The sequence below is a fragment of the Streptococcus sp. STR1/CE/0325 genome, assembly GCF_055386095.1.
In genome coordinates this window covers 1,012,825-1,039,795 of the sequence record NZ_AP045018.1, presented here as the reverse complement: position 1 = coordinate 1,039,795, position 26,971 = coordinate 1,012,825, and the positions used below count along the sequence as shown (strand labels likewise).

General features: G+C 43.9%; 21 protein-coding genes. 18 read left to right on the top strand and 3 right to left on the bottom strand.

Translation table 11 applies throughout. From position 1 onward, the window contains the following. Positions 1-175 precede the first annotated feature (175 nt). The 7 genes from ACZ49W_RS05165 to cydC all read left to right on the top strand — a co-directional run bounded on the left by ACZ49W_RS05165 (position 176) and on the right by cydC (position 9,391). Positions 176-1,138 (top strand): ROK family protein, encoded by a 963-nt coding sequence (locus ACZ49W_RS05165; protein ID WP_464814264.1) that lies wholly within the window; start codon positions 176-178, stop codon positions 1,136-1,138. Positions 1,139-1,329: 191 nt separating this feature from the next. Next, positions 1,330-2,229: a prenyltransferase gene (locus ACZ49W_RS05160; protein ID WP_464814263.1), complete on the top strand. Its 900-nt coding sequence runs from the start codon at positions 1,330-1,332 to the stop codon at positions 2,227-2,229. Positions 2,230-2,248: 19 nt separating this feature from the next. Then, the gene (locus tag ACZ49W_RS05155) at positions 2,249-3,457 is read left to right on the top strand and encodes an NAD(P)/FAD-dependent oxidoreductase (protein WP_464814262.1); all 1,209 of its coding nucleotides are present in this window, start codon (positions 2,249-2,251) and stop codon (positions 3,455-3,457) included. Between the two features lie 32 nt (positions 3,458-3,489). Continuing rightward, positions 3,490-4,911, top strand: coding sequence for a cytochrome ubiquinol oxidase subunit I (locus ACZ49W_RS05150; protein ID WP_464814261.1), 1,422 nt, complete (start codon positions 3,490-3,492; stop codon positions 4,909-4,911). Continuing rightward, on the top strand, positions 4,911-5,945 hold the full coding sequence (gene cydB / locus ACZ49W_RS05145; protein WP_464814260.1) for a cytochrome d ubiquinol oxidase subunit II: 1,035 nt from the start codon (positions 4,911-4,913) through the stop codon (positions 5,943-5,945). Before ACZ49W_RS05150 ends, cydB begins: the two co-directional genes overlap by 1 nt. After that, complete coding sequence (gene cydD, locus ACZ49W_RS05140; RefSeq protein ID WP_464814259.1) at positions 5,935-7,650, top strand: thiol reductant ABC exporter subunit CydD; 1,716 nt, start codon at positions 5,935-5,937, stop codon at positions 7,648-7,650. The genes cydB and cydD overlap by 11 nt, the downstream gene beginning before the upstream one ends. Beyond that, a complete protein-coding gene (cydC, locus tag ACZ49W_RS05135) occupies positions 7,643-9,391 on the top strand; it encodes a thiol reductant ABC exporter subunit CydC (protein WP_464814258.1) in 1,749 nt (582 codons plus the stop codon). The genes cydD and cydC overlap by 8 nt, the downstream gene beginning before the upstream one ends. A gap of 860 nt (positions 9,392-10,251) precedes the next feature. Here the strand turns inward: cydC and ACZ49W_RS05130 are convergent. From ACZ49W_RS05130 to ACZ49W_RS05120, 3 genes are read right to left on the bottom strand one after another with little or no spacing between them, the layout of a single operon-like run. Beyond that, complete coding sequence (locus tag ACZ49W_RS05130; protein ID WP_464814257.1) at positions 10,252-10,809, bottom strand: putative quinol monooxygenase; 558 nt, start codon at positions 10,807-10,809, stop codon at positions 10,252-10,254. Then, on the bottom strand, positions 10,806-11,723 hold the full coding sequence (locus ACZ49W_RS05125) for an amidohydrolase family protein (RefSeq protein ID WP_464814256.1): 918 nt from the start codon (positions 11,721-11,723) through the stop codon (positions 10,806-10,808). Before ACZ49W_RS05125 ends, ACZ49W_RS05130 begins: the two co-directional genes overlap by 4 nt. 10 nt (positions 11,724-11,733) lie before the next feature. Further along, the gene (locus tag ACZ49W_RS05120) at positions 11,734-12,723 is read right to left on the bottom strand and encodes a polyprenyl synthetase family protein (protein WP_464814255.1); all 990 of its coding nucleotides are present in this window, start codon (positions 12,721-12,723) and stop codon (positions 11,734-11,736) included. A gap of 175 nt (positions 12,724-12,898) precedes the next feature. Between ACZ49W_RS05120 and ACZ49W_RS05115 the strand changes: the two genes are divergently transcribed. The 11 genes from ACZ49W_RS05115 (at position 12,899) to purH (ending at position 26,600) form a co-directional block, all read left to right on the top strand. Beyond that, positions 12,899-13,030: a teichoic acid D-Ala incorporation-associated protein DltX gene (locus ACZ49W_RS05115; protein ID WP_464814254.1), complete on the top strand. Its 132-nt coding sequence runs from the start codon at positions 12,899-12,901 to the stop codon at positions 13,028-13,030. Between the two features lie 8 nt (positions 13,031-13,038). After that, the gene (gene dltA / locus ACZ49W_RS05110) at positions 13,039-14,586 is read left to right on the top strand and encodes a D-alanine--poly(phosphoribitol) ligase subunit DltA (protein WP_464814253.1); all 1,548 of its coding nucleotides are present in this window, start codon (positions 13,039-13,041) and stop codon (positions 14,584-14,586) included. Then, a complete protein-coding gene (dltB, locus tag ACZ49W_RS05105) occupies positions 14,586-15,830 on the top strand; it encodes a D-alanyl-lipoteichoic acid biosynthesis protein DltB (protein ID WP_464814252.1) in 1,245 nt (414 codons plus the stop codon). Before dltA ends, dltB begins: the two co-directional genes overlap by 1 nt. 91 nt (positions 15,831-15,921) lie before the next feature. Then, on the top strand, positions 15,922-16,161 hold the full coding sequence (dltC, locus tag ACZ49W_RS05100; protein ID WP_464814251.1) for a D-alanine--poly(phosphoribitol) ligase subunit DltC: 240 nt from the start codon (positions 15,922-15,924) through the stop codon (positions 16,159-16,161). Continuing rightward, positions 16,154-17,422 (top strand): D-alanyl-lipoteichoic acid biosynthesis protein DltD, encoded by a 1,269-nt coding sequence (gene dltD / locus ACZ49W_RS05095; RefSeq protein WP_464814250.1) that lies wholly within the window; start codon positions 16,154-16,156, stop codon positions 17,420-17,422. The genes dltC and dltD overlap by 8 nt, the downstream gene beginning before the upstream one ends. Before the next feature lie 167 nt (positions 17,423-17,589). After that, entirely contained in the window at positions 17,590-18,297 is a 708-nt protein-coding gene (purC, locus tag ACZ49W_RS05090) for a phosphoribosylaminoimidazolesuccinocarboxamide synthase (protein ID WP_464814249.1), read from the top strand. A gap of 1 nt (position 18,298) precedes the next feature. Then, positions 18,299-22,021 (top strand): phosphoribosylformylglycinamidine synthase, encoded by a 3,723-nt coding sequence (locus ACZ49W_RS05085; protein ID WP_464814248.1) that lies wholly within the window; start codon positions 18,299-18,301, stop codon positions 22,019-22,021. Positions 22,022-22,030: 9 nt separating this feature from the next. Next, complete coding sequence (purF, locus tag ACZ49W_RS05080) at positions 22,031-23,470, top strand: amidophosphoribosyltransferase (RefSeq protein ID WP_464814247.1); 1,440 nt, start codon at positions 22,031-22,033, stop codon at positions 23,468-23,470. Between the two features lie 10 nt (positions 23,471-23,480). Then, a complete protein-coding gene (gene purM / locus ACZ49W_RS05075) occupies positions 23,481-24,500 on the top strand; it encodes a phosphoribosylformylglycinamidine cyclo-ligase (protein ID WP_464814246.1) in 1,020 nt (339 codons plus the stop codon). After that, entirely contained in the window at positions 24,497-25,045 is a 549-nt protein-coding gene (gene purN, locus ACZ49W_RS05070; RefSeq protein ID WP_464814245.1) for a phosphoribosylglycinamide formyltransferase, read from the top strand. Before purM ends, purN begins: the two co-directional genes overlap by 4 nt. A 10-nt stretch (positions 25,046-25,055) precedes the next feature. Then, positions 25,056-26,600, top strand: a complete 1,545-nt coding sequence (purH, locus tag ACZ49W_RS05065) for a bifunctional phosphoribosylaminoimidazolecarboxamide formyltransferase/IMP cyclohydrolase (RefSeq protein WP_464814244.1) — start codon at positions 25,056-25,058, stop codon at positions 26,598-26,600. Positions 26,601-26,971 lie beyond the last annotated feature (371 nt).

The following is a 26,971-nucleotide window of genomic DNA, read 5'->3' as shown; positions in this document are numbered from 1 at the left end:
GTCGCATAACATTTAGGTGTTTTTAACGATTTCTTTCTTAACTTATTTTCTCTATTCATCATAGCGATATGACGAGCACTTAGAAAAGCGAATGACCTTCTTGAGAAGGCTAACAAAAATGTCCTGTCTTTTCCTTTCATTTGTGGTACACTAGAAAAAGAAAAAGGAGGAGCGTATGCACAGGTATTTGACGATTGACATTGGTGGGACCTTTATCAAGTCTGCTTTGCTGACGCAAGAATTGGTTATAGAACAGTCTTTTGAACCAGTAGCGACACCCAAGTCTCGGGCGGAATTTTTAGTCCTTTTGGTGGCGATGGTCAAGGAGCAAAAAGACCTGATTTCTGGGGTGGCGATTTCGTGTCCGGGGACGATTGATCAAAAAACAGGCTTCGTCTATCAAGGAGGCTTGATTCCTTATTTGAGTGCCTTTTCTCTAGGAGAGTCTTTGGCACAAGCGACGGGCTTTTCGGTCAGTGTGGTTAATGATGCAGATGCAGCAGCCCTTTGTGAAGCAAGGCGAGGAAGCCTTAGAGATGTGGCAGCAGGTGCTGTCTTGGTATTGGGGACAGGTGTTGGCTTGGCTTTAGTGGCAGACGGTGGGCTTTCCAGTCTGCGAAATTTAGAAATGAAAGGCTTATCCAAAAATTCTCTCAAGTCCATCCTTTCTCAGGAAGAACATCCCTTGCAGGGCTTACTTCATTTCTTGCAGTGGCAGATGAAAGGCGTGGAACAGCTCGCCTTTAACACAGGATCTGCTGTCCAGTTTGTCAAAGATGCTAGCCAAGTCTTGCAATTAGAAAAAGAAGATGGTCAAGCAGTCTTTAAAGCGCTGGAAAAAGGACAAAATCAAGCCTTAATCCAACTATTTGAACACTATTGTGAAACCATTGCAGGCTTGATTGTGAATCTGACATCTGTGATAGCGCTGGAGCGTGTAGCTATCGGAGGAGGCATTAGTCAGCAAGACTTGCTGATTCAAGGAATTCAGTCCGCCTATCAAAAGGCTATCCAAGCTAAAGGAGCAGCTCGTCTAGACCTTGATGTGGAGATTGTGACTTGTCACTTTCAACAAGATGCTAATCTCCTGGGTGCTCTCCTCTTTTACCTAGACAAACAAGCTCTTTTATCTAAATAGAATGAATACAATATAAAATACAGCCACTTTTTACTCCAAAAAGTGGCTGTTTTGTTGGAAATGAGAGCGTTTTAGGCGAAAGAAGAACCAAATTTCATTTTTATAGTCATTCTTGATAACTAATTATTTTCAAAATCACTTTTTTCTTATATAATAGAAGTGTAAGAAAAAATTAAGGAAAGGAGGGGAGGATGACCTTACGCAACTTTTTGGAGCTGGTGGAGATAAAAGCGAAAACAGCGAGTGTCTTACCCTTTTTGATTGGGCTGTGTTACAGTTACTACCATTTTGGTGTCGTACGGCCCCTTGAGGTCTTGCTTTATTTTGTAGCGATGGTCTTGTTCAACATGTTTGTCGATGTGTGGGACAATTACAATGACTACAAAAATGCTAAGAACTTAGACTATCAAAAAGACACCAATATCATCGGCAGAGAGGGTTTACCGCTCAAGCAGATTGAGCGTCTCTTATTCATCTTATTTGTAGGCGCTTCCTTGATTGGAATCTACCTCGTCTATCTGACAGGATGGCCGATTTTACTCATGGGTGGTTTTTGCTTTCTGGTTGGGATTTTATATTCAGCAGGTCCAAAACCCTTGTCTAGTCTTCCTTTGGGAGAAGTCTTTTCAGGTTTTACCATGGGCTTTATGATTAGCCTGATTTGTGTTTATCTCAGCAGTAGCTCTGAGTTTTCTTGGCATGCGAAGTCCTTGTTTGACCTCTTTTTGATTGCTCTACCCAATACACTGTGGATTGCAAACTTGATGCTTGCAAACAATTTGTGTGACAAGGAAGAAGATGAGAGCAACCACCGCTATACCTTGGTCCATTATCTTGGGGTGAGAAATAGTTTGTGTTTGTTTAGTTTCGCTAATGGTCTAGCCCTTTTAGCGATTGTCTTGGAGGTGGCTCTGGGACTTGCTCCGCCTACGGTGCTATTGACTCTATTGTTGATTCCCTTCATTTATCAGCAAAATCGTCTGCTATGGCAAAAGCAAGTCAAGAGTGAGACCTTTGTGTGTGCTATTAGGATCTTGGCTCTGGGTTCTTTGACCCAAGTCTTGACCTATGTTCTTGGAATTTTTATTTAAAAAGGAGTTGGACGATACGATGAAAGAAGTATTAGTCTTAGGTGCTGGATATGCTGGTTTGAAAGCTGTCCGCAAATTGCAAAAAGAAGCTGGTGACTTCCACATCACCCTTGTTGACCGAAACAGCTACCACTACGAAGCAACAGAGCTTCACGAAGTGGCTTCTGGTTCTCAACCAAAAGAAAAGATTTCTTACCCGATTCGTGAAGTCTTGGATGACAAGAAAGTCACCTTCATCGAGGATGAAGTGACCAAGGTCGATGTGGAGACAAAGACTGTCACCCTTAAACATCACGATGCCCTTCACTACGATTACTTGGTGGTGGCACTTGGTTTTTGTTCAGAAACCTTTGGTATCAAAGGCGCTAAGGAAAATGCCCTTCAAATGGTGGACATTGACACCGCTGAAGCCATTCACCATCACATCTTAGATCAAATGAAGCGCTACCGTGAAACCAAAGACAAAGATCTTCTTCGTCTATTGATTTGTGGCGCTGGCTTTACCGGAATTGAGCTAGCAGGTGCCTTTGTCGATGAGAGAAAACGCTATGCTGAAATCGCAGGTGTCTCTCCAAGCGAGATTGAGATTGTCTGCGTGGAAGCAGCCAGCCGTATTCTTCCAATGTTTGATGATGAGATGATGAATTATGCCCTTGATTTGCTCAAAAAACTTGACATCAATCTCATGCTCGGCTGCATGATTAAAGAAATCGCAGAAGGCAAGGTGCTCTATGCGACTGAAGCAACAGGAGAAGAGCTCCAATCTATCTCAGCAGGTACCATCGTTTGGACGACCGGTGTCAGCGGTAGTCCAGTCATGGGAGCATCTGGTTTCAAAGAACGTCGTGGCCGTGTCATTATCGCATCAGACCTTCGTGATCCAGACCATGATGATGTTTATATCGTTGGTGACGTGTCCGCCTTTATGGATCCAGAGACCAACCGTCCTTATCCAACCACAGCCCAAATTGCAACGCAAATGGGAGCACATGTGGCTAAGAACTTGGCACATCAACTAAAAGGTGAAAAGACAGAAGACTTTGTGTACCACTCTCAAGGAACAGTCGCTTCTGTTGGAAATACGCATGCTTTTGGTGAGGCGATGGGTAATAAAGTCAAGGGTTATCCTGCCTCATTTGTGAAGAAGATGATTATGAACAAATCCCTTCTTGATATTGGTGGGCTAAAAGAACTCTTGTCTCATGGTCGTTTTGACCTTTACCATTAATGGTAGCTTTGTTCACATGTTTGGAGGACATTATGGATATTGAAACTTTAGCACGGATTCAGTTTGCCATGACCACGATTTTCCACTTTTTCTTCGTGCCATTCTCTATTGGTACGGCTTTAGTGGTTGCGATCATGGAGACTTGCTACGTCGTCACTAAAAAAGAAGAATATAAAAAAATGACCAAGTTTTGGGGCAATATCATGCTTCTTAGCTTTGCGGTCGGTGTCGTGACAGGGATCATCCAAGAATTTCAATTCGGAATGAACTGGTCAGACTATTCTCGTTTTGTTGGGGACATCTTTGGAGCTCCCCTTGCGGTCGAAGCCCTCTTTGCCTTCTTTATGGAGTCAACCTTCCTTGGGCTTTGGATGTTTACTTGGGACAATAAAAAGATTGGTAAAAAACTGCACGTAGCCTTTATCTGGCTAGTGGTCTTGGGCTCTTTTGCCTCAGCCATGTGGATTTTGATTGCTAACGCCTTTATGCAACATCCTGTTGGTTATGAAGTGGTGAATGGCAGAGCGCAGATGACCGATTTCTTTGCCCTTGTCTTTAACCCTCAATTCTTCTACGAGTACAGTCACGTCATGACAGGTGCTATCACCATGGGTGGTATCCTTGTGGCTGGTATGGCTGCCTTTAAACTTTTGGGCAAGGAAAAATTGAGTGAAAGTGTCCAACACCTTTACAAAAAATCTCTTCGCTTAGGTCTTTTGGTTTCCCTTATTGGTTCGATTTCTGTCTTGGCAGCAGGAGATTTGCAAATGTCTTATCTCCTTCATGACCAACCCATGAAATTTGCGGCTATGGAAGGAGATTATGAAGACTCTGGCGATCCAGCTGCTTGGTCTGTCATTGCTTGGGCAGATGAAGCTGAACACAAGCAAGTTTTTGGGGTGAAAATCCCTTACATGCTCTCTATCCTTTCTTATCACAAACTTTCTGGTTCTGTTAAGGGGATGGATACCGCCAATAAAGAATTGGTTGAGAAATACGGAGATAGAAACTACTACCCAATGGTCAATCTTCTCTTTTACAACTTCCGTTTGATGGCTGCTATGGGAACACTTATGCTTGGCGTTTCTGCACTAGGGCTTTACCTCACAAGGAAGAAAAAACCAATTCTCTATGAAAAGAAATGGATGCTTTGGATTGTTGGTTTGACGACTTTTGCACCATTTATCGCAAATACGGCTGGTTGGGTCATCACTGAGCAAGGACGTTATCCTTGGACAGTTTATGGACTTTTCACTATCAAAGATAGTGTGTCACCAAACGTTTCTGTTGCATCACTTTTGATTTCTAACACCGTTTATTTCTTACTCTTTAGTGCCTTGTCTGTGACCTTGATTAGCTTAATCTTACGTGAATTCAAAAAAGGTCCAGAAGCTGCGGCAAAAGAAGTAGGAGGCTATACAGCGGTAGATGCCTTTAGTAAGGAGGCCTTCTAATGACTGCTTTACAATTACTTTGGTTCTTTTTAATCGGTCTTTTGTTCTCAGGATTTTTCTTCCTAGAAGGCTTTGACTTTGGTGTGGGGATGGCGGTACAAACGCTTGCCCACAACGAAGAAGAAAAAGATCAAATCGTTGATACCATCGGTCCTGTTTGGGACGGAAACGAGGTTTGGCTCTTGACAGGTGGTGGTGCCATGTTTGCCTCTTTCCCCTACTGGTACGCCTCTCTCTTTAGTGGCTATTATTTGATTCTCCTTCTCATCTTGGTTGGTTTGATTATCCGTGGGGTATCGTTTGAGTTTCGTCATAAGGTGCCTCTTGAGAAGAAACAAACCTGGAACTGGACATTAAGCATTGGTTCTTTCCTTGTACCTTTCTTCTTTGGCGTTATGTTTATCAGCCTTGTCCAAGGGATGCCGCTAGATGCGAAAGGCAATATCAGTGCTGGTTTCTTTGACTATATCAATATCTTCTCTCTTGTGGGAGGGGTGGCGATGGTCTTGCTCACTTACCTTCACGGGCTCAACTACTTGACCCTCAAGACAGAAGGAGCGGTGAGAGAACGTGCGAGAAACTATGCTCAATTACTTTACTGGGTACTCTATGTGGGCTTGGTCCTCTTTGCGATTTTGCTCTTCTTTAGAACGGATTTCTTCCGCCTTCACTTAGTTGGCACTTTGGCACTGGTGGTGCTAATTGTTGCCCTCACAGTGATTGCGCAGGTTTCTGTCTTTAACAAGAAAGAGATGACAGCCTTTATTGCCAGTGGTCTTTCTTTGATTGCAGTGGTAGCGCTCCTTTTCCAAGGGCTCTTCCCACGCGTGATGATTAGTTCCATCAGTCCAAAATTTGACCTCTTGATTCAAAATGCTTCATCTAGTCCTTACACTTTGGGTGTGATGACGGTAGTGGCTTTGACCCTCGTGCCATTTGTGCTGGCTTACACAGCTTGGTCTTACTATATCTTTAGAAAACGGGTCAAACTCCCTGTGCCACATGCAGTGATGGAGGAAAAACATGCTGGATAAAGCGGTTATGCGCTTAGCTGGTATCAGAAAAATTCTAGGATTGCTTGCGGGATATGATATCCTTCAAGCAATCTTTATTATCGGCCAAGCAGTCGGCTTAAGCCGAATGATTACATTATTTTGGGAGGGTAAGGGCTTGAGTCTTTCTTCTCTCTCCCTTTTTATTGGCGCTTACCTAGGGCGCCATGCCATCAATTATGCCAAAGACCGAATGCTGGATGACTTTTCTGCTCAGCAAGCCAAGCTCTTGCGCAAGCAGCTGTTAGAAAAGATTTTTGCCCTTGGTCCTACCATTGTGCAAAAAGAAGGAACAGGAAATGTCATCACCATGAGTTTGGATGGGATTTCTTTGGTAGAAAACTATCTCCATCTCATCCTTAATAAGATGATGAATATGAGCGTGATTCCTTGGATTATCTTGGCATATGTCTTTCTTCTCGACTGGAAATCTGGTGTGGTCTTGCTCTTGGTTTTCCCTTTGATTATCATCTTTATGATTGTCCTAGGTTACGCTGCTCAGGCTAAGGCGGATAAGCAGTATGCCTCCTATCAAATCTTGTCTAACCATTTCTTGGACTCGCTTCGTGGGATTGATACGCTCAAGTTTTTTGGACTGTCCAAACGTTACGCTAAGAGCATCTACAGGACTAGTGAGAATTTTAGAAAGGCGACCATGAGTTCGCTTCGGATTGGGATTTTGTCCACCTTTGCTTTGGACTTTTTCACCACGCTATCCATTGCTATTGTAGCGGTTCTTCTTGGACTTCGTTTGATCAATGGGCAGATGCTTTTGTTTCCAGCCTTGACTATTTTAATTTTATCACCAGAATATTTCTTGCCTGTGCGAGATTTTTCCAGTGACTATCATGCGACCTTGGACGGGAAAAATGCCATGCAGGCCATCTATACCATCTTGAACCAAGAAAGCATCAAGGGCGAGCAGGTCAGTCTGCCTACTTGGCAGGACAAGAGTCAGCTGGTCTTAGATGATATTGCTATTAGTTATGATGGTAAGCCTTTCTTGCAAGGGACTAATCTGACTTTTGAAGGCTATCAAAAAGTAGGGATTATCGGGATGAGTGGTTCTGGAAAATCCAGTCTAATCAATCTCTTGAGTGGTTTTCTACCACTAGCTCAAGGGAGTATTACCGTAGAGGGCAAGGAAGTGGTCAATCTCGATCAAGAGGATTGGAAGAAACAGCTGCTTTATATCCCACAAAACCCTTATGTGTTTGAGATGACCTTGAGGGAGAACATTACCTTCTACACGCCAGATGCTAGTGACCAAGATGTCCTAGAAGCCATTCGAGTGGTGGGCTTGGACGAGTTGGTAGAAGAATTACCAGACGGCTTAGATACCCACATCGGAAACGGGGCAAGGCCGCTCAGTGGCGGACAAGCCCAGCGGATTGCCCTAGCGAGAGCCTTTCTAGATAAGGAACGAAAGATTATGATTTTGGACGAGCCAACAGCCCATTTGGATATCGAAACGGAGCTGGAATTGAAGGAAAAGATGGTTCCACTGATGGAAAATCGTCTGGTCCTCTTTGCCACCCACCGGCTTCACTGGCTCAATCAGATGGACTTAATCGTTGTTCTGGAAAAAGGTCAGGTGGTTGAAGTCGGCACCTATGAGGATTTACTAGCCAAAAAAGGTGCCTTCTACCAACTCAAATATGCTATGGGAGGTGAGAGCCATGTCTAAGATTCCTTTATTTAGCGCTCTTTCGCGCGATAACTGGGTCAAGCCCTTCTTTAGACAGTATAGAAAAAGTTTGGTACTGGCCATTATTCTAGGGTTTTTGACCCTCTTTTGTGCGGCAGCCTTGATGTTTACCTCTGGTTTTCTCATCAGCCGCTCGGCCTCTATCCCAGAAAATATCCTCTTGGTTTACATTCCTATTGTCTTGACCAGAGCTTTTGGGGTGGGTCGTCCTGTCTTTCGCTATCTGGAGAGACTGACCAGCCACAACTGGGTGCTCAAGATGACCTCCAAACTCCGTCTCAAACTCTACCAAACCTTGGAGCGTGATGCAGTCTTTATCAAACGTGACTACCGTTTGGGGGATGTGGTGGGGCTTTTAGCCGAGGACATCAATCACCTGCAAGACCTCTATCTCAGAACCATTTTCCCAACCGTCATTGCCTGGCTGCTCTATCTCTTTGTGGTCATTGGGCTGGGGTATTTCTCCCTTTGGTTTGGGCTGTTCATGCTCTTTTATCTTGGGATTTTGGTCTTTGTCTTTCCGCTCTTTTCGGTCTTGGTCAATGGTGCTAGGCAGCAAAAGCAAAAGGTCTTGAGAAACCAACTCTATACCAGCCTGACGGACAATGTGCTAGGGATTTCAGACTGGATTTTTAGCCAGAGAGGGCAGGAGTATGTCGAACTCCATGAAGCCTCCCAAGATGAACTCCTAGCGGTTGAAGCCAAGATGAAACGCTTTAATAATGCGCGTGGTTTCTTGTTCCAAGTTTTTTATGCGGTGTTGATTTTAGTGACTCTACTTTGGGCTGGTACTACCTTTAAGGGCACCCACGGAGGAGAAGCCAACTGGATTGCTGCCTTTGTCTTGTCCCTTTTGCCATTGATGGATGCTTTTGTTGGGCTATCCAACGCTGCGCAAGAGACGACTGCCTATGCCGAGTCCATTGAACGCTTAAATGACCTCCCTCCAGTCACGCAAGATGAAAGGCATCAAGAACACCCACAAGCCCCTTATGATTTGTTGGTGGATAAGGTCAGCTTTTCTTATCCCAATACAGAGAAAAAGGTCTTGAAAGACCTGACCCTAACGGTGAAACAAGGGGAAAAATTAGCCATTCTAGGACGCAGTGGTTCTGGAAAAAGCACGCTAGCTACCTTGATCAGAGGGGACTTAAAACCCGATCAAGGTCGGATTTTACTGGGCGGTGTTAATGTTTCTAGTCTTGGCGATAGGATTTCAGACTATATCGGGGTCATCCAGCAAGCCCCTTATCTCTTTAATACTACCCTTTTAAATAATCTGCGTCTGGGTAACGAAGAAGCCAGCGAAGCAGAAGTCTGGGAAGTATTGGCGCATGTTGGGCTAAAAGAAATGGTGGAGCAGCTTCCCCAAGGGCTTGAGACCATGGTGGATGAGGCAGGCTTGCGCTTTTCAGGAGGTGAACGGCACCGTTTGGCCTTGGCGCGTATCCTGCTCAAAGATACCCCAGTCGTCCTTCTTGACGAGCCGACGGTCGGTCTTGATCCCATCACGGAAAAACACCTCCTTGCGACCTTCATGGAAGCCTTAGAGGGCAAGACTCTGATCTGGATTACCCACCATTTGAAGGGAATTCACCATGTGGACCGGGTCATCTTTCTCGAACACGGAGAGCTAGAAATGTCCGGATCTCCAGAAGAATTAGCTAGGACCAGTCCACGCTATCAAAAACTCAAGGCCATCGATGATGGTGAGCTATAAGTGAATCAAAAAGAGTGACTCTATGTCAAATATAGTGGGTGACTTATCATGAAATACGAGAGAGAGCCAGATGCGTTCTCTCTTTTTTTAGGAAACAAGCCCAGCTCTTGGTGTTGGTGGTATAGGTTTTATATAACACCTTCTAATGATTTAGGTGACGCTTTGCAGTACCAGTCACATGGGACTTTTATGGTACTCAAAAAGCTCCATCATATCTGATAGAGCACAATTTGTTGCTTTTTTAGGTAGGTCAGACAGGATTGTCCTAGATTTATTTGACTCGTTGTAATAACCTTGTTACCCCCCTTATGATTAGATAGTCCAACAGAGGAAATGCAATATAAAACAGAGCTGACAGGACATGATTTTGTATGCCTAGCAGACTAAACAGGAATAATAGATTGACACACTGGACTAGAATTGCCGATAAAAAAGTTGGTAATAACGGATTAACATTGCAGCGTCTTAAAAATTGGACAATCAATATGGAATAGGTTGAGAAGATTGCAGGTACTAAAGGGGAGTCAGTGTTTGAGCTAGCGAGCAGTTGAACGGCATAAAAAATAGAAAAGTTGAGAATAATGGTTGGCAAGGAATGAGCTAACTTAATTTTGCTATTTCGATAAATATAATAATAAGCAATGATACCAGTGATATTAAAAAAACTTTGGATAAAGAAAAGAATATCTAAATCCGAATGGGGATAGCGGTACACGAAATGTTCAAGCAGGGGAAGTGTTAGGGCAGAGGCTAGAGATACGAGTAATGATTTCAATAGCATTGTTGCATGTTTCGTCTTCATGTTTATTTACTCCGGCTGATGATTATCAGTCCTATCGTAGCATAAACACCATGAGGTATCACTCATAAACAAGGGTCATTGTCCCAGAGAAATTTAAAAGGGTGGCGGTCGCCTCAGGTTCCTTGTCAAGAAGTGGTGTGGTGGAGGCTTCAATCAAAATTAAGCTATCGGTCGCTTCGTTTCTTCCGATAAAGCCTTCCTTACTTTTTCTGATCTCTTCCTTGATGGTAGGAATATCTTTTTCTTCCATGGTGGTGATGCGATACTGAAGAGTGTTGATGTCGCTTTTAACTAGGACAAAACTGTAAGCAAAGAGAGGGGTTAGTGAGAGCCGTTTTTCAAAGGTGATATGGTCCTTGGCAAAGGAGGCAAACTGTTTATAGTGTGGAGTTTCGAGATGGTGTTGATAGCTTTCTTCGTCCTTATAAAATTCGAGGACATAAAAGCGGTTGGGATCAAGGTTGTCTTGGTAGAGCCGCATGATGAGCATTCCCTTTAATTCTTTAAAATGAGTTTCGAAGAAGTTTTTTTGCCCTTCTTTGAGAAAAGCAGGGATATTCTCATTTTCAACGCGCAGTTGAAAGAAATTTAGCACAGGTGGGGTCTTGAGAATCATATTTCTTCTCCTTTGATGAGATGGATAAGATTGTCTGAAAAAATAGCTTTCTTTTCTTGGTCTGATAAGGGGAGATTTTCAATGGTTTTTGTGATAACACTCCTCGCTCCAAAGGGTGGAATTCCAAAAGGCGTATCGGTTCCAAAGAGAACATGAGGAACGCCAAAATAATCAATAGTGAGTTCCAAAGCCTTAGGATTGCCTAAAATAGCGGTATCGACATAGAATTTTTTGAAGTCCGCTGCCAAATCTGAAGGCAAGATATAGCGAATCCGCTCCGAAAAGAAAGGCGCCATAGCCCCAGCATGGTGGACGATAATCTTTAAGTCTGGGTAGCGCTTGAAGATACCTGCTTGAACCAAATCTAACATGGCTTGGCTTTGTTCATATTCCCATGAAAAAATCAAATTATTATCAGGTTTTCGTTCATCAAAGACAGGATGCAGAAAGATGGGAATGTTGAGTTCGGCACATGTCTTAAAAATCGGATCAAAATCTGGATGAGCGATGGATTTTCCCAAATGCCTGCTAAAGAGCTGGACACCGAGAAAATCTTTTGAAGGGGCTACATCATCTTCTAAAATAGCCAAACTTCCCCCAATGTCGTTGAGTGAAAGCATGGCTAAAGCGCCTTTAATGTTAGGCGAGCTTCTCGTTATCTCAAGAAGTTCTGCATTTGCATCCTTAGTCACAGCTAAAGCCTCTTTTGGTTCAAGGAAATCTTCGGGATTGAGATTGACCATTGAGAGGATTTCTTGTGTGTCTGAGGAGAGCAGTTCTCGCCTTTTTTCCATATCTTGCAAGAGTGGATGCTGTAAAAAAGGCATTTGTTCAGCAATATCAGGCACCATCTTTTGCATGGTTTGATAAAAATGTGGTGGTAAAATGTGTGAAAAGGCATCGATTTTAAGCATAGGTATCTCCTTACATGGCACGCTTGAGTAATTGTTTGGTGAGTTTTGACAAAAATTTTTGTGAAGGGGAGACAGGAAGTTTTTTGATGTCGGCTAGGGCTTTTTGGGTTAGTCGCTTGGCGAGTTGTCTAGCTTGTGTGACGCCTTGATAATCATGTACTAGGCGACGTACTTTTTGCAGGTCTGTCTGACTGATGTCGGATTTTTGATTTAAAAAGGGCGCAAAGGCAGCTGGATTTTCTTTTAAGGCTAGCAGTAGCGGCAAGCTATAAACCCCATTTGGAATATCCTCTAGCACAGGTTTGTTAAAGGTGTCTTCCGTAGCTGTATAGTCTAGAATGTCATCTAAAATTTGAAAAGCTAGCCCAATGAAAAAGCCAATGCGACCGGCGAGTCTAACGGTCTCCTTATCGCCACCTCCAAAGTAAGCTCCTTCTTTACAAGCCAACTTAAAGAGAGCGGCTGTTTTTCCAGAAACAGCTCTAAGGTAGTCAGAAATAGACTGGTCTTGGTTGTAATAGAGGGTCATTTGATCGAGTTCCCCCATGAGGATTTTACGCATGGTCTTAGCGTTGATAGCCATGTAGGGCGTGTTTTCCATGGTTTCAAGGAGCAAATCAAAAAAGATGGTAAAGAGGAGATCTCCGGTATAAACAGCGATGTCTTTGCCAAATCGCGCCTGAATCGTTGTTTGTCCGCGCCTTAGAGGAGAGTCGTCAATGATGTCGTCGTGAACCAAGGTAGCAAGGTGCAGGATCTCAAGAGAAGCAGCAATCTTGATGAGTTTGTCTTGATGGTCTTGGTCTTGTTTTTTTTCTGGGTTTAGTCCAGCGCATAAGAGGAAAAAGGCAGGGCGCAAGTATTTGCCGCCTCCTCTGTTGAGGTCAACGAGAGCAGACTTGATTTGAGTATTTCGGGTGTGCATCCTTTGGTCGATGGTTTGTTTGACTTTTTCTAGCTGATTTTCCAACTCAGGATACTGGTTCCAATACGATGACATGCTGTTCTCCTTCAAGCTTTCTATCCTTATATTTTACCCTATTTTCAAGGGATTGACCAGCCCAAAATAGGCTTTTTCAAGATGAAGGTAAAAAGGAAAACATTTTTTAGTTAATTTTTAAGGCAAAAAATGGTAAAATGGAGCGTAACGACTTTAGAATTAAAGAAGAATGGAAATGAATGAAAAGAAAACTGTAACACGTTTTATCGGGCAGACACTCTTGTATTTTGTGATTTTTCTTGCCCTATTGTATTTCTTCAGTTACCTTGGTCAAGGTCAGGGTGGCTTTATCTATAATGAATTTTAGAGGTGAACATGAAAGAACGTCTTTTAACCGATATGATTGAAACCATCGAGAAATGGGCTAGTTTAGACCCTGATTTCCCAGTCTATCAGATTATGGGAAAGACCTATACTTACGGCGATTTGAAGCGTGATTCGGATAGCCTAGCGGCTCAGATTGATGCGATGAATCTCCCCGCTAAGTCTCCTGTTGTGGTCTTTGGGGCGCAGGAGTATGAGATGCTAGCGACCTTTGTGGCTCTGACTAAGTCTGGTCATGCTTACATTCCCATTGATAGCCACTCCGCCTTGGATCGTGTGGCTTCTATCCTTGAGGTGGCAGAGCCTAGTCTGGTGATTGCGGTGCATGCCTTTCCGCTAGAGACATCTGCTCCAGTCCTTACTATGGCTGATGTCAAGGCTGCTTTTGCAAAAGAAACCAGCTATCAAGTGACACACTCGGTCAAAGGAGATGATAACTACTACATCATCTTTACGTCTGGTACGACCGGTAAGCCCAAGGGAGTGCAGATTTCGCATGACAATCTCCTTAGCTTTACCAACTGGATGATCACAGACGAGGAGTTTATGGTGCCTGAGCGTCCACAGATGCTAGCACAACCGCCTTACTCTTTTGACTTGTCGGTCATGTACTGGGCACCGACCCTTGCCATGGGAGGGACACTCTTTGCCCTACCAAGTGAGCTAGCTCAGGATTTCAAAGCCCTTTTTGCAGAAATTTTAAAACTCCCTGTTGCCATTTGGACATCCACACCGTCTTTTGCGGACTTGGCGATGTTGTCTGATGATTTTTGTGCAGAGAAAATGCCAGAGATTACGCATTTCTACTTTGACGGGGAGGAATTGACCGTCAAAACCGCTCAAAAACTCCGTGAGCGTTTCCCAAGTGCTCGTATCATCAATGCCTATGGTCCAACAGAAGCCACCGTGGCTCTCTCAGCCGTAGCTGTGACGGATGATATGCTAGCCAATCTAAAACGCCTGCCAATCGGCTATCCAAAACCAGATTCTCCGACTTTTATCTTAGGAGAAAATGGCGAAAAACTTCCTGTGGGTCAGCAGGGTGAAATCGTGGTCACTGGACCAGCCGTGTCTAAGGGCTACATGAACAACCCTGAAAAAACAGCAGAAGCCTTCTTTACCCTAGACGGTGCGCCTGCCTATCACACAGGAGATGTGGGGTCATACAATGAAGAAGGACTCCTCCTTTACGGTGGTCGTATGGACTTCCAAATCAAGTTTAACGGATACCGCATTGAGCTTGAGGACGTGTCTCAAAACCTCAATAAATCCAAGTATGTGGAGGCTGCTGTTGCAGTTCCGCGCTACAATAAGGACCACAAGGTGCAAAATTTGCTCGCCTACATTATCCTAAAAGACGGTGTGCGTGAGGCGTTTGCTAAGGACATGGACATTACCAAGGCCATCAAGGAAGATCTTTCTGACATCATGATGTCTTACATGATGCCATCTAAGTTCCTCTACCGTGAGAGCCTGCCGCTCACTCCAAATGGCAAGATTGACATCAAGGGACTGATCAATGAGGTGAACAACAGGTGATGGATTTAATTAAGAGCATTCCCCACCTCGAGCCTTACGGTGACCCTCAGTATTTTGTTTATATCATCTTAGCGGTATTGCCGATTTATATCGGTCTCTTTTTCAAAAAACGCTTTGCTATTTATGAGGTTTTAGTTAGCCTAGCTTTCATCGTCTTTATGTTGGTGGGGTCAAAGACCAACCAACTTTTAGCAGTCGCTATCTACATTATCTGGGAGACGCTTGTGGTCTTTGGCTACAAGGCTTATCGCAAAAGAGCCGACTCCAAGTGGGTTTTCTACTTAGCAAGTGGGCTATCTATTCTGCCTCTTGCCTTGGTCAAGGTGACGCCAGCTATCAACGGACATCAGTCCTTGCTTGGATTTTTAGGGATTTCTTACCTGACCTTTAGGGCGGTGGGCATGGTCATCGAAACCAGAGATGGGCTACTAAAAGACTTTACCCTCTGGCAATTCTTGCGTTTTCTCCTCTTTATGCCGACCTTTTCAGGTGGTCCGATTGATCGTTTCAGGCGCTTTGAGGAAAACTATACTAAGATTCCAGAAAGAGACGAACTCCTTGATATGCTAGAAGTGGCCGTCAAGTACATCATGCTAGGCTTTCTCTACAAGTTTATCTTGGCGCATATCTTTGGTTCGATGATGTTGTCTCCTTTGAAGCAAGAGGCCCTTGCTCAAGGTGGCTGGTTTAACCTACCGACACTTGGGGTCATGTATGTCTTTGGACTGGATCTCTTCTTTGACTTTGCGGGTTACTCCATGTTTGCGGTGGCACTCTCTCATTTTATGGGAATTAGAACGCCAATAAACTTTGATAAACCCTTTGTTTCAAGAGATTTAAAGGAATTTTGGAACCGGTGGCACATGAGTCTGTCCTTCTGGTTTAGGGACTTTGTCTTTATGCGTTTGGTGACGGTTTTCATCCGCAACAAAGTCTTTAAAAATCGAAATGTTACCTCAAGTGTGGCTTATATCGTGAATATGTTGGTCATGGGTTTTTGGCACGGGGTGACCTGGTACTATATCGCCTACGGACTCTTTCACGGGGTGGGCTTGGTCATCAATGACGCTTGGATCAGAAAGAAAAAGACCCTCAACAAAGAACGTAAAAAAGCAGGGCAGTCGCCTTTACCGGACAATAGGTGGACAAAACTATTAGGACAAGTCATCACCTTCCATGTGGTCATGCTGTCCTTCCTACTCTTCTCAGGATTTTTACAAGATCTCTGGTTTGGGAAGAAGTAGTATTGACTGATACTGTAAAAACTTGCAATACTCTTTGCAAGATATTGGACGCAAAATCTCTGGGATTTGCTTAAAAAGAAAGGAAAATAAAATGGACGTAAAAGAACAAGTCATTGCAATTATCGACGAACTTTTCATGGAGGACGTATCTGATATGATGGACGAGGACCTCTTTGATGCTGGGGTTTTGGATAGCATGGGAACGGTGGAACTCATCGTGGAGTTAGAATCTCGCTTTGACATCAAGGTCCCTGTGACCGAATTTGGACGTGATGATTGGAATACTGCCAATAAAATCGTTGAGGGTGTAACGGAGCTAAGGAATGCTTAAACGACTGTGGTTAATCTTAGGACCGGTCATCTGTGCCTTAGCCATGGTCTTGGGACTGCTCTTTTTCTATCCCATGCACTTTTCGCACAATGTCATGGAAGAAAAAAAAGCAGCCGTCACGCTAACGGCAGCCAGCTTTAAGGCGAGAGCGCAGAAAATGCGTGCCTTTACCGATACCGAGATGCGCTTTGTTCCCTTCTTTGGCTCAAGTGAGTGGTTGCGCTTTGACAGCCTTCACCCTGCTGTTTTGGCAGAGAAATATGACCGCAATTATCGTCCGTATTTTCTAGGGCAAAGAGGAGCAGCCTCGCTCAATCAATATTTTGGGATGCAACAGTTTCTCCCTCAACTGGAAAATCAAACGGTAGTTTATGTGGTTTCTCCCCAGTGGTTCACTAAAAAGGGTTATGGTGGTGCAGCCTTTCGCCAGTATTTTAATAGCGATCAGTTGACCAGCTTTTTAAAGGGGCAAGAAGGAGACGAGGCAGCAAGCTACGCAGCTAAGCGTTTGTTGAAGCTCTATCCGAATGTGGCCATGAAGGATAATGTTGAAAAAGTGGCGGATGGTAAGGCTCTCACCACCTTTGATCGCAACTACATCCGCTTGACTAGCCGTCTTTATCAGCGTGAAGATGCCTTCTTTAGTAGCTTTTTAGCGCCGACTAATGGTAATTACGAGCAGTTTGTCACACCACAATTAGACCGTTTGCCGGATAAGTTTTCTTATGAGGAACTGGAAAAAATCGGTTTAGCAGATGCTAAAAAAGCAACGAACGACAATGATTTTGGGATCGATAATCAATTTTACCAAAAGCGGATTGCCAAAAAATTGAAGAAATTAGAAGGATTTCAAAAAAATCTTTCCTACTTGCAATCCCCTGAGTATAACGATTTGCAACTGGTGCTGAGCCAGTTTGCCAAGTCACATACCAATGCGGTCTTTGTTATCCCGCCCGTTAATCAAAAGTGGGTCGAGTTTACTGGACTAGACCCTGCTATGTATCAACAAACAGTTGAGAAGATTCGCTATCAACTGGAGAGTCAAGGCTTTACCAATATCGTTGATTTTTCACAAGATGGTGGGAAGCCCTACTTTATGCAGGATACCATTCACATGGGTTGGTTGGGTTGGTTGGCCTTTGATCAAGCGGTCAATCCTTTGATTAGTAAGCCGCAAAAAGCGCCCAACTATCGTTTGAACGATCGTTTCTTTAGCCAAGATTGGGCTGATTATACCGGTTCGACCTCATCATTTGAATGAAACTTTAATGAAAAAAGCCAAAAAGAGAATGAACATAAGTTCATTCTCTTTTTGTTTATAGACGGATATTATATCTAGTTTTATCTAAAAACATTTCTTTTTACTTGAAAAAAAATAGGTTTAGCGTTAAAATAAAAGAACAATAAAATAGAAAGACGAACAATATTATGAAAAAAGAATTGTTGTATTCAGGAAAAGCAAAGGATATCTTTGCCACAGATGAAGAGGGCGTGATTTTAGCCCAGTACAAGGACCAGGCGACAGCCTTTAACGGTGTGAAAAAAGAACAAATCTCTGGAAAAGGCAGACTCAATAACTTGATTTCTTCTTTGATTTTTGAACATCTAAAAGACAAAGGGATCAGAACGCACTTTATCAAGCAAGTGTCAGAAACCGAACAGTTAAACGAACAAGTGTCGATTATCCCGCTTGAAGTGGTACTAAGAAACGTGACGGCAGGTTCATTTTCCAAACGTTTTGGCGTTGAAGAAGGAATCGAGCTAGAAAGTCCTATCGTGGAATTTTACTATAAAAATGATGAGCTAGATGATCCTTTCATCAATGACGAGCACGTGGCTTTTCTAGGTATTGCAAGTGCTGAGGAGGTGGCTTTTCTAAAAGAAGAAACCAGACGGATCAATGAGGTGCTAAAGGAGCTGTTTTCTGAAATCGGTCTGCGTTTGATTGACTTTAAATTGGAATTTGGACGCACTAAAGATGGCAGCATTATCCTAGCTGATGAGATTTCCCCTGATACGTCTAGGCTTTGGGACAAGGATGGACAGCACATGGATAAGGATGTCTTTAGACGTGGTCTTGGCGATCTGCGTGATGTCTATGAGGTGGTTTTGGCACGCTTGAAAGAAAGAGGATAAGATGGATAAGCGGATTTTTGTTGAGAAAAAGAAAGATTTTAGGGTCAAGGAAAAGAGTCTTAAAAAAAGTTTGACCGAAGAGCTTGGACTAAAGACTCTAGAAGGACTTGAAATCGTCCAAAACTATGATGTTTTTGGCGTGTCAGAAGCAGGTCTGAACAAAGCAAAGGAGCATATTTTTTCTGAAAAGGTAACCGATGAGCTCTTATCAGAAAGTGATCTTGCTGAGCGCTTAAAAGAGCGTAAGTACTTTGCCATTGAAGCTCTCCCAGGTCAGTTTGACCAGCGTGCTGCAAGTAGTGAGGAAGCCCTATATCTTTTGGGTGAAGAGGGTGCGATCGTAAAAACAGCAACTCTTTATCTTTTTAACTCAGATCTGGCGGATGCAGAATTTGAAGCTATCAAGGCGCAACTTTTAAATCCTGTGGATTCTCGTTTCAAGGATTTGAGTCAGCCCCTTCGTTTGGAGGAATTTTCAGCGTCTAATCAAGATATTCCTGTGCTGGATTTCTTTTTAACAGCGACAAAAGCGGATTTTGAAACCTACAAAAAGGAAGAGGGACTTGCTATGGAAGTGGCTGATCTTCTCTTTATCCAAGAGTATTTCAAGACTATTGGACGTGCTCCGACTGAGACAGAGCTAAAAGTTTTAGATACCTACTGGTCTGATCATTGTAGGCATACGACTTTTGAGACAGAGCTAAAGCACATGGATTTCTCAAGCTCTCATTTTGAAGCGGAATTACAAGCTGCTTTGGAAAATTATCTGCATCTGCGCAAGGAGGCAGGTAGAAAGGATCGCCCACAAACGCTGATGGATATGGCGACAGTTGGCGCTTCTTACATGAGAAAAAAAGGGCAGTTAGATGACCTTGAAGTATCTGATGAAATCAATGCCTGCTCAGTTGAGATTGAAGTTGATGTAGATGGGGTGAAAGAACCGTGGCTTCTCATGTTTAAGAATGAAACCCATAATCACCCAACTGAGATTGAGCCATTTGGTGGGGCAGCGACCTGTATCGGTGGAGCGATTCGTGACCCCTTATCAGGACGGTCTTATGTTTACCAAGCCATGAGAATCTCTGGGGCAGGGGACATTACAGCGCCTTACAGCACGACTCGAAAGGGCAAACTCCCTCAAAAGGTCATCTCTAAAACAGCGACGCACGGTTATTCTTCTTACGGGAACCAAATCGGTCTTGCGACAACTGCTGTAAGAGAATATTTCCACCCAGGCTTTGTGGCAAAACGTATGGAGCTTGGAGCTGTGGTGGCGGCTGCACCGAAGGAAAATGTCGTTCGCAAAAAACCTCAAGCAGGAGACGTTATCGTGATTTTAGGAGGGGCGACTGGACGTGACGGCATTGGTGGTGCAACGGGGTCATCTAAGGTGCAGACCAAAGAAAGCTTAACCACGGCAGGAGCTGAAGTTCAAAAAGGAAATGCAATCGAAGAACGTAAAATTCAGCGTCTCTTTAGAAATCCAGCCGTTTCTAAACTCATCAAAAAATCCAATGACTTTGGAGCAGGTGGGGTCTGCGTGGCGTTAGGTGAGTTGGCAGACGGTGTGGCGATTGATCTGGACTTGATTCCGCTGAAATATCAAGGACTAAATGGTACGGAGATTGCCATCTCAGAGTCTCAAGAGCGTATGTCAGCGGTCATTGATCCAAAAGACCTTGCCACCTTTATCCAACTTGCTGAAAAAGAAAATCTACACGCGCTAGCAGTCGCTAAGGTGACTGAAGAACCCCGTCTTGTCATGACTTGGAAAGGTGAGACCATCGTTGATATTGAGCGGAGTTTCCTTGATACCAATGGGGTCAGAGTGGAAGTTGATGTTAAGGTCGTAGATAGTACCGATGAAAAGCCTTATCAAACGAAAACTTCTAAAGCAAGCCTTGAGAAAGATTTGGAACATCTCCTTTCTAGTCTCAACCATACCAGCCAAAAGGGTTTGCAGACTATTTTTGACTCTTCTGTGGGCAGATCTACGGTCAATCATCCTCTTGGCGGACGTTATCAGATCACACCGAGTGAGGCTTCTGTGCAAAAACTTCCGGTAGAACACGGTGTGACCCAGACGGTTTCTCTCATTGCGCAAGGCTATGACCCTTACGTGGCATCTTGGTCCCCTTATCACGGGGCTATCTATGCGGTCGTAGAAGCAGCAGCTAGACTTCTAGCCACAGGTAGCAAGCTGGATAAGGCTAGATTTACCTATCAGGAATATTTCGAGCGCATGGACAAGGATCCTGAGCGTTTCGGTAAGCCAGTTGCTGCCCTTCTTGGGGCTCTTCAGGCACAAGTTGCTTTAGGTCTTCCTGTGATTGGAGGAAAAGACTCCATGAGTGGAACCTTTGAAGATTTAAAAGTTCCACCGACCTTGGTTGCTTTTGGAGTGACGACAGCAAAGGCTTCTGAGATTCTCTCACCAGAGTTTAAAGCTCAAGGAGAGTATATTTACTATCTCCCTGGTGAAAACCTATCTGATCATGTCGATTTTGAACAGATTAAAGCGAATTTTGATCAATTTGCCAAGATAAAAGAAAGCCATCAGCTAACCAGTGCAGCCAGTGTGCGCTATGGTGGTTTGGCTGAAACGCTTGCTCTGATGACTTTTGGTAATCATATCGGAGCTAAGGTAACTGGTCTTGAAGTAGAAACACTGCTTGAAGCTGAGTTGGCTGGCTTTGTCTTTACCAGCAAGGAAAAAATCGAAGGGATTACCCCAATCGGTCAGACGGTGTCTGATTTTGTGCTAGCCCTAGATAATCTTGAACTCTCAGGTGAGAAACTGCTCGCAAGCTATGAGAAGACCTTAGAGCCTATTTATCCAACGCTTTTTGAGCAAGAAACCGAGCTTTTAGATGTGCCCCAGGTCAAAACCGATTTTGTTAAGAAATCCCCTGAAATCGTAGAACAACCCCTTGTGTATATCCCAGTCTTTCCAGGGACCAATTCTGAGTATGATTCAGCCAAGGCTTTTGAAAAAGAGGGAGCTAAGGTGGTCATGAAACCTTTTGTAACCTTAAATGAAGAAGCCATCACACGTTCCGTAGATGAGATGGCAAGCCTTTTAGATCAGGCGAATATCTTCTTTTTAGCAGGTGGATTTTCAGCAGCAGATGAGCCAGATGGTTCTGCTAAGTTCATTGTAAATATCTTGCTCAATGCAAAAATCAAAGAAGCAGTAAGACGTTTCCTAGCAAGAGGTGGACTGATCATCGGGATTTGTAACGGTTTTCAAGCTTTGGTCAAGTCTGGTCTGCTCCCTTACGGGGACTTTGATCTAGCAGATGAGATGAGCCCAACTCTCTTTTACAATGACTGTAATCAGCACGTGGCAAAAATGGTGGAAACGAGAATCGCAAACACCAACTCTCCTTGGCTATCTGAAGTAGCAGTAGGAGATGCCTTTACAACACCAGTCTCTCACGGAGAAGGGAAGTTTATCGCAAAAGGGGAGGCTTTAGAAAAGCTCATCAAAAACGGTCAAATCTTTAGCCAATATGCGGACTTTGATGGAAATGCCAGCATGGATTCTAGATTTAATCCAAATGGCTCTAGCTGTGCCATCGAAGGCATCACCAGTCCAAATGGACAAATCATCGGAAAAATGGCTCACTCAGAGCGCTACGAAGACGGACTTTTCCAAAATATCCCAGGGAATAAGGACATGGGACTCTTTAGAAGTGCCGTTCGCTATTTTACACAAAAATAAGAGGAAAACATGGTTTATGAAGTAAAATCGCTCAATGAAGAATGTGGACTTTTTGGCATTTGGGGACACCCCAATGCCAGCCACATCACCTATTTTGGGCTACATAGTTTGCAACACAGAGGGCAAGAAGGAGCAGGGATTTTATCCAATGATCAAGGCTATTTGAAACGTTTTCGTGGAATGGGCTTGGTCTCTGAGGTCTTTAAAAATCCGAGCGATTTAGAAGATCTCACAGGAACAGCAGCCATGGGGCATGTACGGTATGCGACAGCCGGAGGCTCTTCGATTAACAACGTTCAGCCTTTCTTATTTGACTTCTATGATATGCAGTTGGGCTTAGCCCACAATGGTAATTTAACCAATACCAAGACCTTAAAAGCAGAACTTGAAAAAGATGGTGCGATTTTCTCTAGTTCATCAGATACAGAGATTTTAGCCCATTTGATTAGACGCAGTAAAAAAGAGGACTTTCTAGATAAGGTCAAAGAGGCGCTCAATACGGTCAAAGGTGGCTTTGCCTATTTGCTGATGACCAAGGACAAGCTGATTGCAGCGCTTGACCCCAATGGTTTTCGTCCCCTTTCTATCGGAAAGATGAAAAACGGAGCTTGGGTGGTATCGAGCGAGACCTGTGCTTTTGAAGTCGTAGGAGCTGAGTGGGTCAGAGATTTAAAACCTGGTGAAGTGGTCGTGATTGATGATGCAGGGCTTCACATCGATACCTATACGACGGATACCCAGCTTGCCATTTGTTCGATGGAGTATGTTTATTTTGCAAGACCTGATAGTGTCATCAATGGTGTCAATGTCCATGCAGCTAGAAAGCGCATGGGAAAACGCTTGGCACGTGAATTTCATCATGAGGCTGATATCGTTATCGGCGTTCCCAATTCCTCGCTTTCAGCTGCCTCAGGTTTTTCAGAAGAGTCAGGACTTCCCAATGAAATGGGCTTGATTAAAAATCAATACAGTCAAAGAACCTTTATCCAACCCACACAAGAATTGCGTGAGCAGGGCGTGCGTATGAAGTTATCTGCGGTTTCAAGTATCGTCAAGGACAAGCGTGTCGTTATGGTCGATGACTCGATTGTAAGAGGGACGACGAGTAGACGAATCGTTCAGCTTTTAAAAGATGCTGGAGCAAAAGAGGTCCACGTTGCAGTGGCAAGTCCCCCGCTTAAGTATCCATGTTTCTTTGGCATTGATATTCAACGAAGAAGCGAGTTGATTGCTGCCAATCACTCTGTGGAGGAGATTCGTGAGATTATCGGTGCAGATAGCTTGACCTTCCTTTCCCTTGAAGGCTTGATTGAAGAAATCGGTGTCAAAACAGATGCACCAAACGGGGGGCTTTGTGTCGCTTATTTTGATGGAGACTATCCAACGTCACTAGAGGATTATGAAGATTGCTATCTCAAGAGTTTGAGTGAGCAAACCAGTTTTTACTAGAGGAGAAAACATGACAGATAATGCTTACAAACAAGCAGGTGTGGACGTTGAAGCAGGCTATGAAGTCGTTTCACGGATTAAAAAACATGTGGCAAAAACCGCTCGTATGGGTGTTTTAGGAGGATTAGGTGGCTTTGGCGGAGCGTTTGACCTCTCTAGCCTTGATGTCAAAGAGCCAGTTCTCATCAGTGGCACAGACGGTGTCGGCACCAAGCTCATGCTAGCAATCAAGTACGATAAGCACGATACTATTGGTCAAGACTGTGTGGCGATGTGTGTCAATGATATTGCAGCCGCAGGAGCAGAACCGCTTTATTTCCTAGATTATATCGCAACAGGCAAGAATATCCCAGAAAAGCTAGAGCAAGTGGTCAAGGGAGTGGCAGATGGCTGTGTGGAGGCAGGCTGTGCTTTAATCGGCGGTGAGACAGCTGAAATGCCTGATATGTACGAGGCGGACGACTATGATTTGGCTGGTTTTGCTGTTGGTGTGGTGGAGAAATCCCGCATGCTAGACGGTAGCCGTGTGAAAGCAGGAGATGTCCTTTTGGGTCTTGCTTCAAGTGGCATTCACTCTAATGGCTATTCTCTTGTGAGAAAGGTCTTTAAAGACTATACTGGTGAGGAAAAATTGCCTGAGCTAGAGGGGGCTCTACTCAAGGATGTCTTACTTGAGCCGACTCGGATTTATGTTAAATCCTTACTTCCTCTTTTCAAGGAAGATCTGGTCCACGGCGTTGCCCATATCACAGGAGGTGGTTTTGTAGAAAATATCCCTCGAATGTTTGCTGATGACCTTGCTGCGGAGATTTTTGAGGAAAAACTGCCTGTTTTACCGATTTTCACTGCTTTAGAGCGCTACGGTAAGATTCCCCACAAGGAAATGTTTGAAATCTTTAACATGGGAATTGGCATGGTCTTAGCCGTTGCACCAGAAGATGTCAAGAAAGTTCGTGACCTTCTTTCAGAAGAAGTCTACGAGATCGGACGAGTGGTAAAGCGAAGTAATGAGGGAGTGATTTTTTCATGAAACGCTTAGCCGTTTTTGCCTCTGGAAATGGCAGTAATTTTGAGGTTTTAGCCAAGGAATTTCCCATCAGTTTGCTCTTTTGTGATAAGAAAAACGCCTATGCTTTAGAAAGAGCTAAACGCTTAGGAGTGGATCATCACAGTTTTGAGTTAAAGGACTTTGACAATAAAGTTGCTTATGAAAAGGCGATTATCGCTCTTTTACAGGACTATGAAATTGATCTGATTTTGCTTGCAGGTTATATGAAAATCGTGGGTGAAACCTTGCTGAGTGAGTATGAGGGAAAGATCATCAACATTCACCCTGCCTATCTACCAGAGTTTCCAGGTGCCCACGGAATTGAGGATGCTTGGCGTGCTGGTGTTCTAGAATCTGGTGTGACCATTCACTGGGTGGATGCTGGAGTCGATACGGGTCAAATCATCGCTCAAAGGCGCGTACCTAGACGAGCAGATGATACCTTAGAAAGTTTTGAACACCGCATTCATGAGATGGAGTATCAGCTCTATCCTGAGGTAGTCAGGACACTTTTAGAAGAAACATAAAGGAGAAGACATGACAAAAAAAGCGCTGATTAGCGTATCGGATAAGACAGGTTTGCTTGATTTTGCAAGAAACTTACAAGATCTTGGTTGGGAGATTTTATCAACTGGAGGGACCAAAAAAGCCCTTGAAACAGCAGGGCTTAGCGTGACTGGTGTGGAGGAAGTGACCCAGTTTCCAGAGATGTTGGACGGACGTGTCAAGACCCTTCACCCCATGATTCACGGTGGACTTTTGGGACGCAGGGATCTAGATAGTCACAAAGAAGCTATGCGTGAACACGGCATTTCTCCGATTGATATGGTGGTGGTCAACCTCTATCCTTTTAAAGAAACCATTGAAAAGCCTGATGTGACCTACGCTGAGGCGGTGGAAAATATCGACATCGGTGGGCCTTCGATGATCCGCTCTGCGGCTAAAAATCATGCCAGTGTGACCGTTTTGGTGGATAGCGCTGACTATGCTAGAGTTTTGGAGGATCTAGAGCAAACTGGCGAAACCACGCTTGAGACGAGAAAAAACCTTGCAGCCAAGGCCTTTCGTCACACAGCAGCTTACGATGCCTTGATTGCAGGCTATTTCACCCAGCAGGTGGGAGAAAGTCATCCTGAAAAGCTGACTTTGACTTACGACCTCAAGCAAGGCATGCGCTACGGAGAAAACCCTCAGCAAGCAGCAGACTTCTACGCAGCCCCTCTTGCTAGCAACTACTCTCTAGCTAGAGCCGAACAACTCCACGGAAAAGAACTTTCTTACAACAATATCAGAGATGCAGATGCTGCCATTCGCATTATCAGAGACTTTATGGATACACCGAGTGTGGTGGCGCTTAAGCACATGAACCCTTGTGGTATTGGTCAAGCAGAAGATTTAGAAAGTGCATGGGACTATGCTTACGAGTCTGATCCTGTCTCTATCTTTGGGGGCATTGTCGTTTTAAATGGCACTGTGACCAAAAGCATCGCTGAAAAGATGAGTAAGATTTTCCTTGAAATCATTATCGCACCAGACTTCACACCAGAAGCTTTAGCGATTTTGGAGAAAAAGAAAAATATCCGTCTGTTAAAACTTGACTTTACAGAGCAAACCCAAAGCCTAGATGAGCTAGAAGTGACAGGTGTCCTAGGAGGTCTTTTGGTATCTGAGCAGGACAAGAGCGTAGAAAGAGAAGACACTTGGCAAGTCGTGACTAAAAAAGCTCCGACAGAAAGACAGAAAAAAGCCCTAGACTTTGCTTGGCGAGCTGTCAAATACGTCAAGTCAAACGGAATCATCATCACGAATGACCACATGGTCTTAGGTGTTGGACCAGGTCAGACCAACCGTGTCGGATCTGTTAAAATCGCTATTGAAGGCGCAAAAGACCGCCTAGAAGGCGCTGTCCTAGCTAGTGACGCCTTCTTCCCATTTGCAGATAATATCGAAGAAATCGCAAAAGCAGGCATCACCGCCATTATCCAACCAGGTGGTTCTATCCGTGACCAAGACTCTATCGATAAAGCCAACGAATACGGCATCAGCATGGTCTTTACAGGAATCAGACACTTTAGACACTAACATAAGATACAAAGGACGTAAAAAACGCATAGTGAAAATAGGAAAAATAGCGATGAAGTTTTAGCTTCTAGCGATTTTTCTCTTTTTCAGACAGTGTTTAGTCCGTGTTCAGTTGCATAAGATACAAAGGACGTAAAAAACGCACGTTCATAGGAAGAGGGTGTATTTACAATCCTTTACATAGCCAATCGTATGATATAAGTGCGTTTTCGACATTTTACCTTGTCATTATATTGACTTATATATTTTCCGAAAGTCCACAAAAAAAGACCTAAAAAAGGTCTCTATCAATGAGTTCAGTAGGCAAGAAACTAGCACCCTCAGCACGGTGCTTTTTTTAGTTTTTTTAGTAATTATTATAGCATAAATCA

Bases quoted from the DNA above. Each gene is read 5' to 3' on its own strand.
- ACZ49W_RS05165 (WP_464814264.1), top strand. From the start codon at position 176: ATGCACAGGTATTTGACGATTGACATTGGTGGGACCTTTATCAAGTCT.
- ACZ49W_RS05160 (WP_464814263.1), top strand. From the start codon at position 1,330: ATGACCTTACGCAACTTTTTGGAGCTGGTGGAGATAAAAGCGAAAACA.
- ACZ49W_RS05155 (WP_464814262.1), top strand. From the start codon at position 2,249: ATGAAAGAAGTATTAGTCTTAGGTGCTGGATATGCTGGTTTGAAAGCT.
- ACZ49W_RS05150 (WP_464814261.1), top strand. From the start codon at position 3,490: ATGGATATTGAAACTTTAGCACGGATTCAGTTTGCCATGACCACGATT.
- cydB (WP_464814260.1), top strand. From the start codon at position 4,911: ATGACTGCTTTACAATTACTTTGGTTCTTTTTAATCGGTCTTTTGTTC.
- cydD (WP_464814259.1), top strand. From the start codon at position 5,935: ATGCTGGATAAAGCGGTTATGCGCTTAGCTGGTATCAGAAAAATTCTA.
- cydC (WP_464814258.1), top strand. From the start codon at position 7,643: ATGTCTAAGATTCCTTTATTTAGCGCTCTTTCGCGCGATAACTGGGTC.
- ACZ49W_RS05130 (WP_464814257.1), bottom strand. From the start codon at position 10,809: ATGATTCTCAAGACCCCACCTGTGCTAAATTTCTTTCAACTGCGCGTT.
- ACZ49W_RS05125 (WP_464814256.1), bottom strand. From the start codon at position 11,723: ATGCTTAAAATCGATGCCTTTTCACACATTTTACCACCACATTTTTAT.
- ACZ49W_RS05120 (WP_464814255.1), bottom strand. From the start codon at position 12,723: ATGTCATCGTATTGGAACCAGTATCCTGAGTTGGAAAATCAGCTAGAA.
- ACZ49W_RS05115 (WP_464814254.1), top strand. From the start codon at position 12,899: ATGAATGAAAAGAAAACTGTAACACGTTTTATCGGGCAGACACTCTTG.
- dltA (WP_464814253.1), top strand. From the start codon at position 13,039: ATGAAAGAACGTCTTTTAACCGATATGATTGAAACCATCGAGAAATGG.
- dltB (WP_464814252.1), top strand. From the start codon at position 14,586: ATGGATTTAATTAAGAGCATTCCCCACCTCGAGCCTTACGGTGACCCT.
- dltC (WP_464814251.1), top strand. From the start codon at position 15,922: ATGGACGTAAAAGAACAAGTCATTGCAATTATCGACGAACTTTTCATG.
- dltD (WP_464814250.1), top strand. From the start codon at position 16,154: ATGCTTAAACGACTGTGGTTAATCTTAGGACCGGTCATCTGTGCCTTA.
- purC (WP_464814249.1), top strand. From the start codon at position 17,590: ATGAAAAAAGAATTGTTGTATTCAGGAAAAGCAAAGGATATCTTTGCC.
- ACZ49W_RS05085 (WP_464814248.1), top strand. From the start codon at position 18,299: ATGGATAAGCGGATTTTTGTTGAGAAAAAGAAAGATTTTAGGGTCAAG.
- purF (WP_464814247.1), top strand. From the start codon at position 22,031: ATGGTTTATGAAGTAAAATCGCTCAATGAAGAATGTGGACTTTTTGGC.
- purM (WP_464814246.1), top strand. From the start codon at position 23,481: ATGACAGATAATGCTTACAAACAAGCAGGTGTGGACGTTGAAGCAGGC.
- purN (WP_464814245.1), top strand. From the start codon at position 24,497: ATGAAACGCTTAGCCGTTTTTGCCTCTGGAAATGGCAGTAATTTTGAG.
- purH (WP_464814244.1), top strand. From the start codon at position 25,056: ATGACAAAAAAAGCGCTGATTAGCGTATCGGATAAGACAGGTTTGCTT.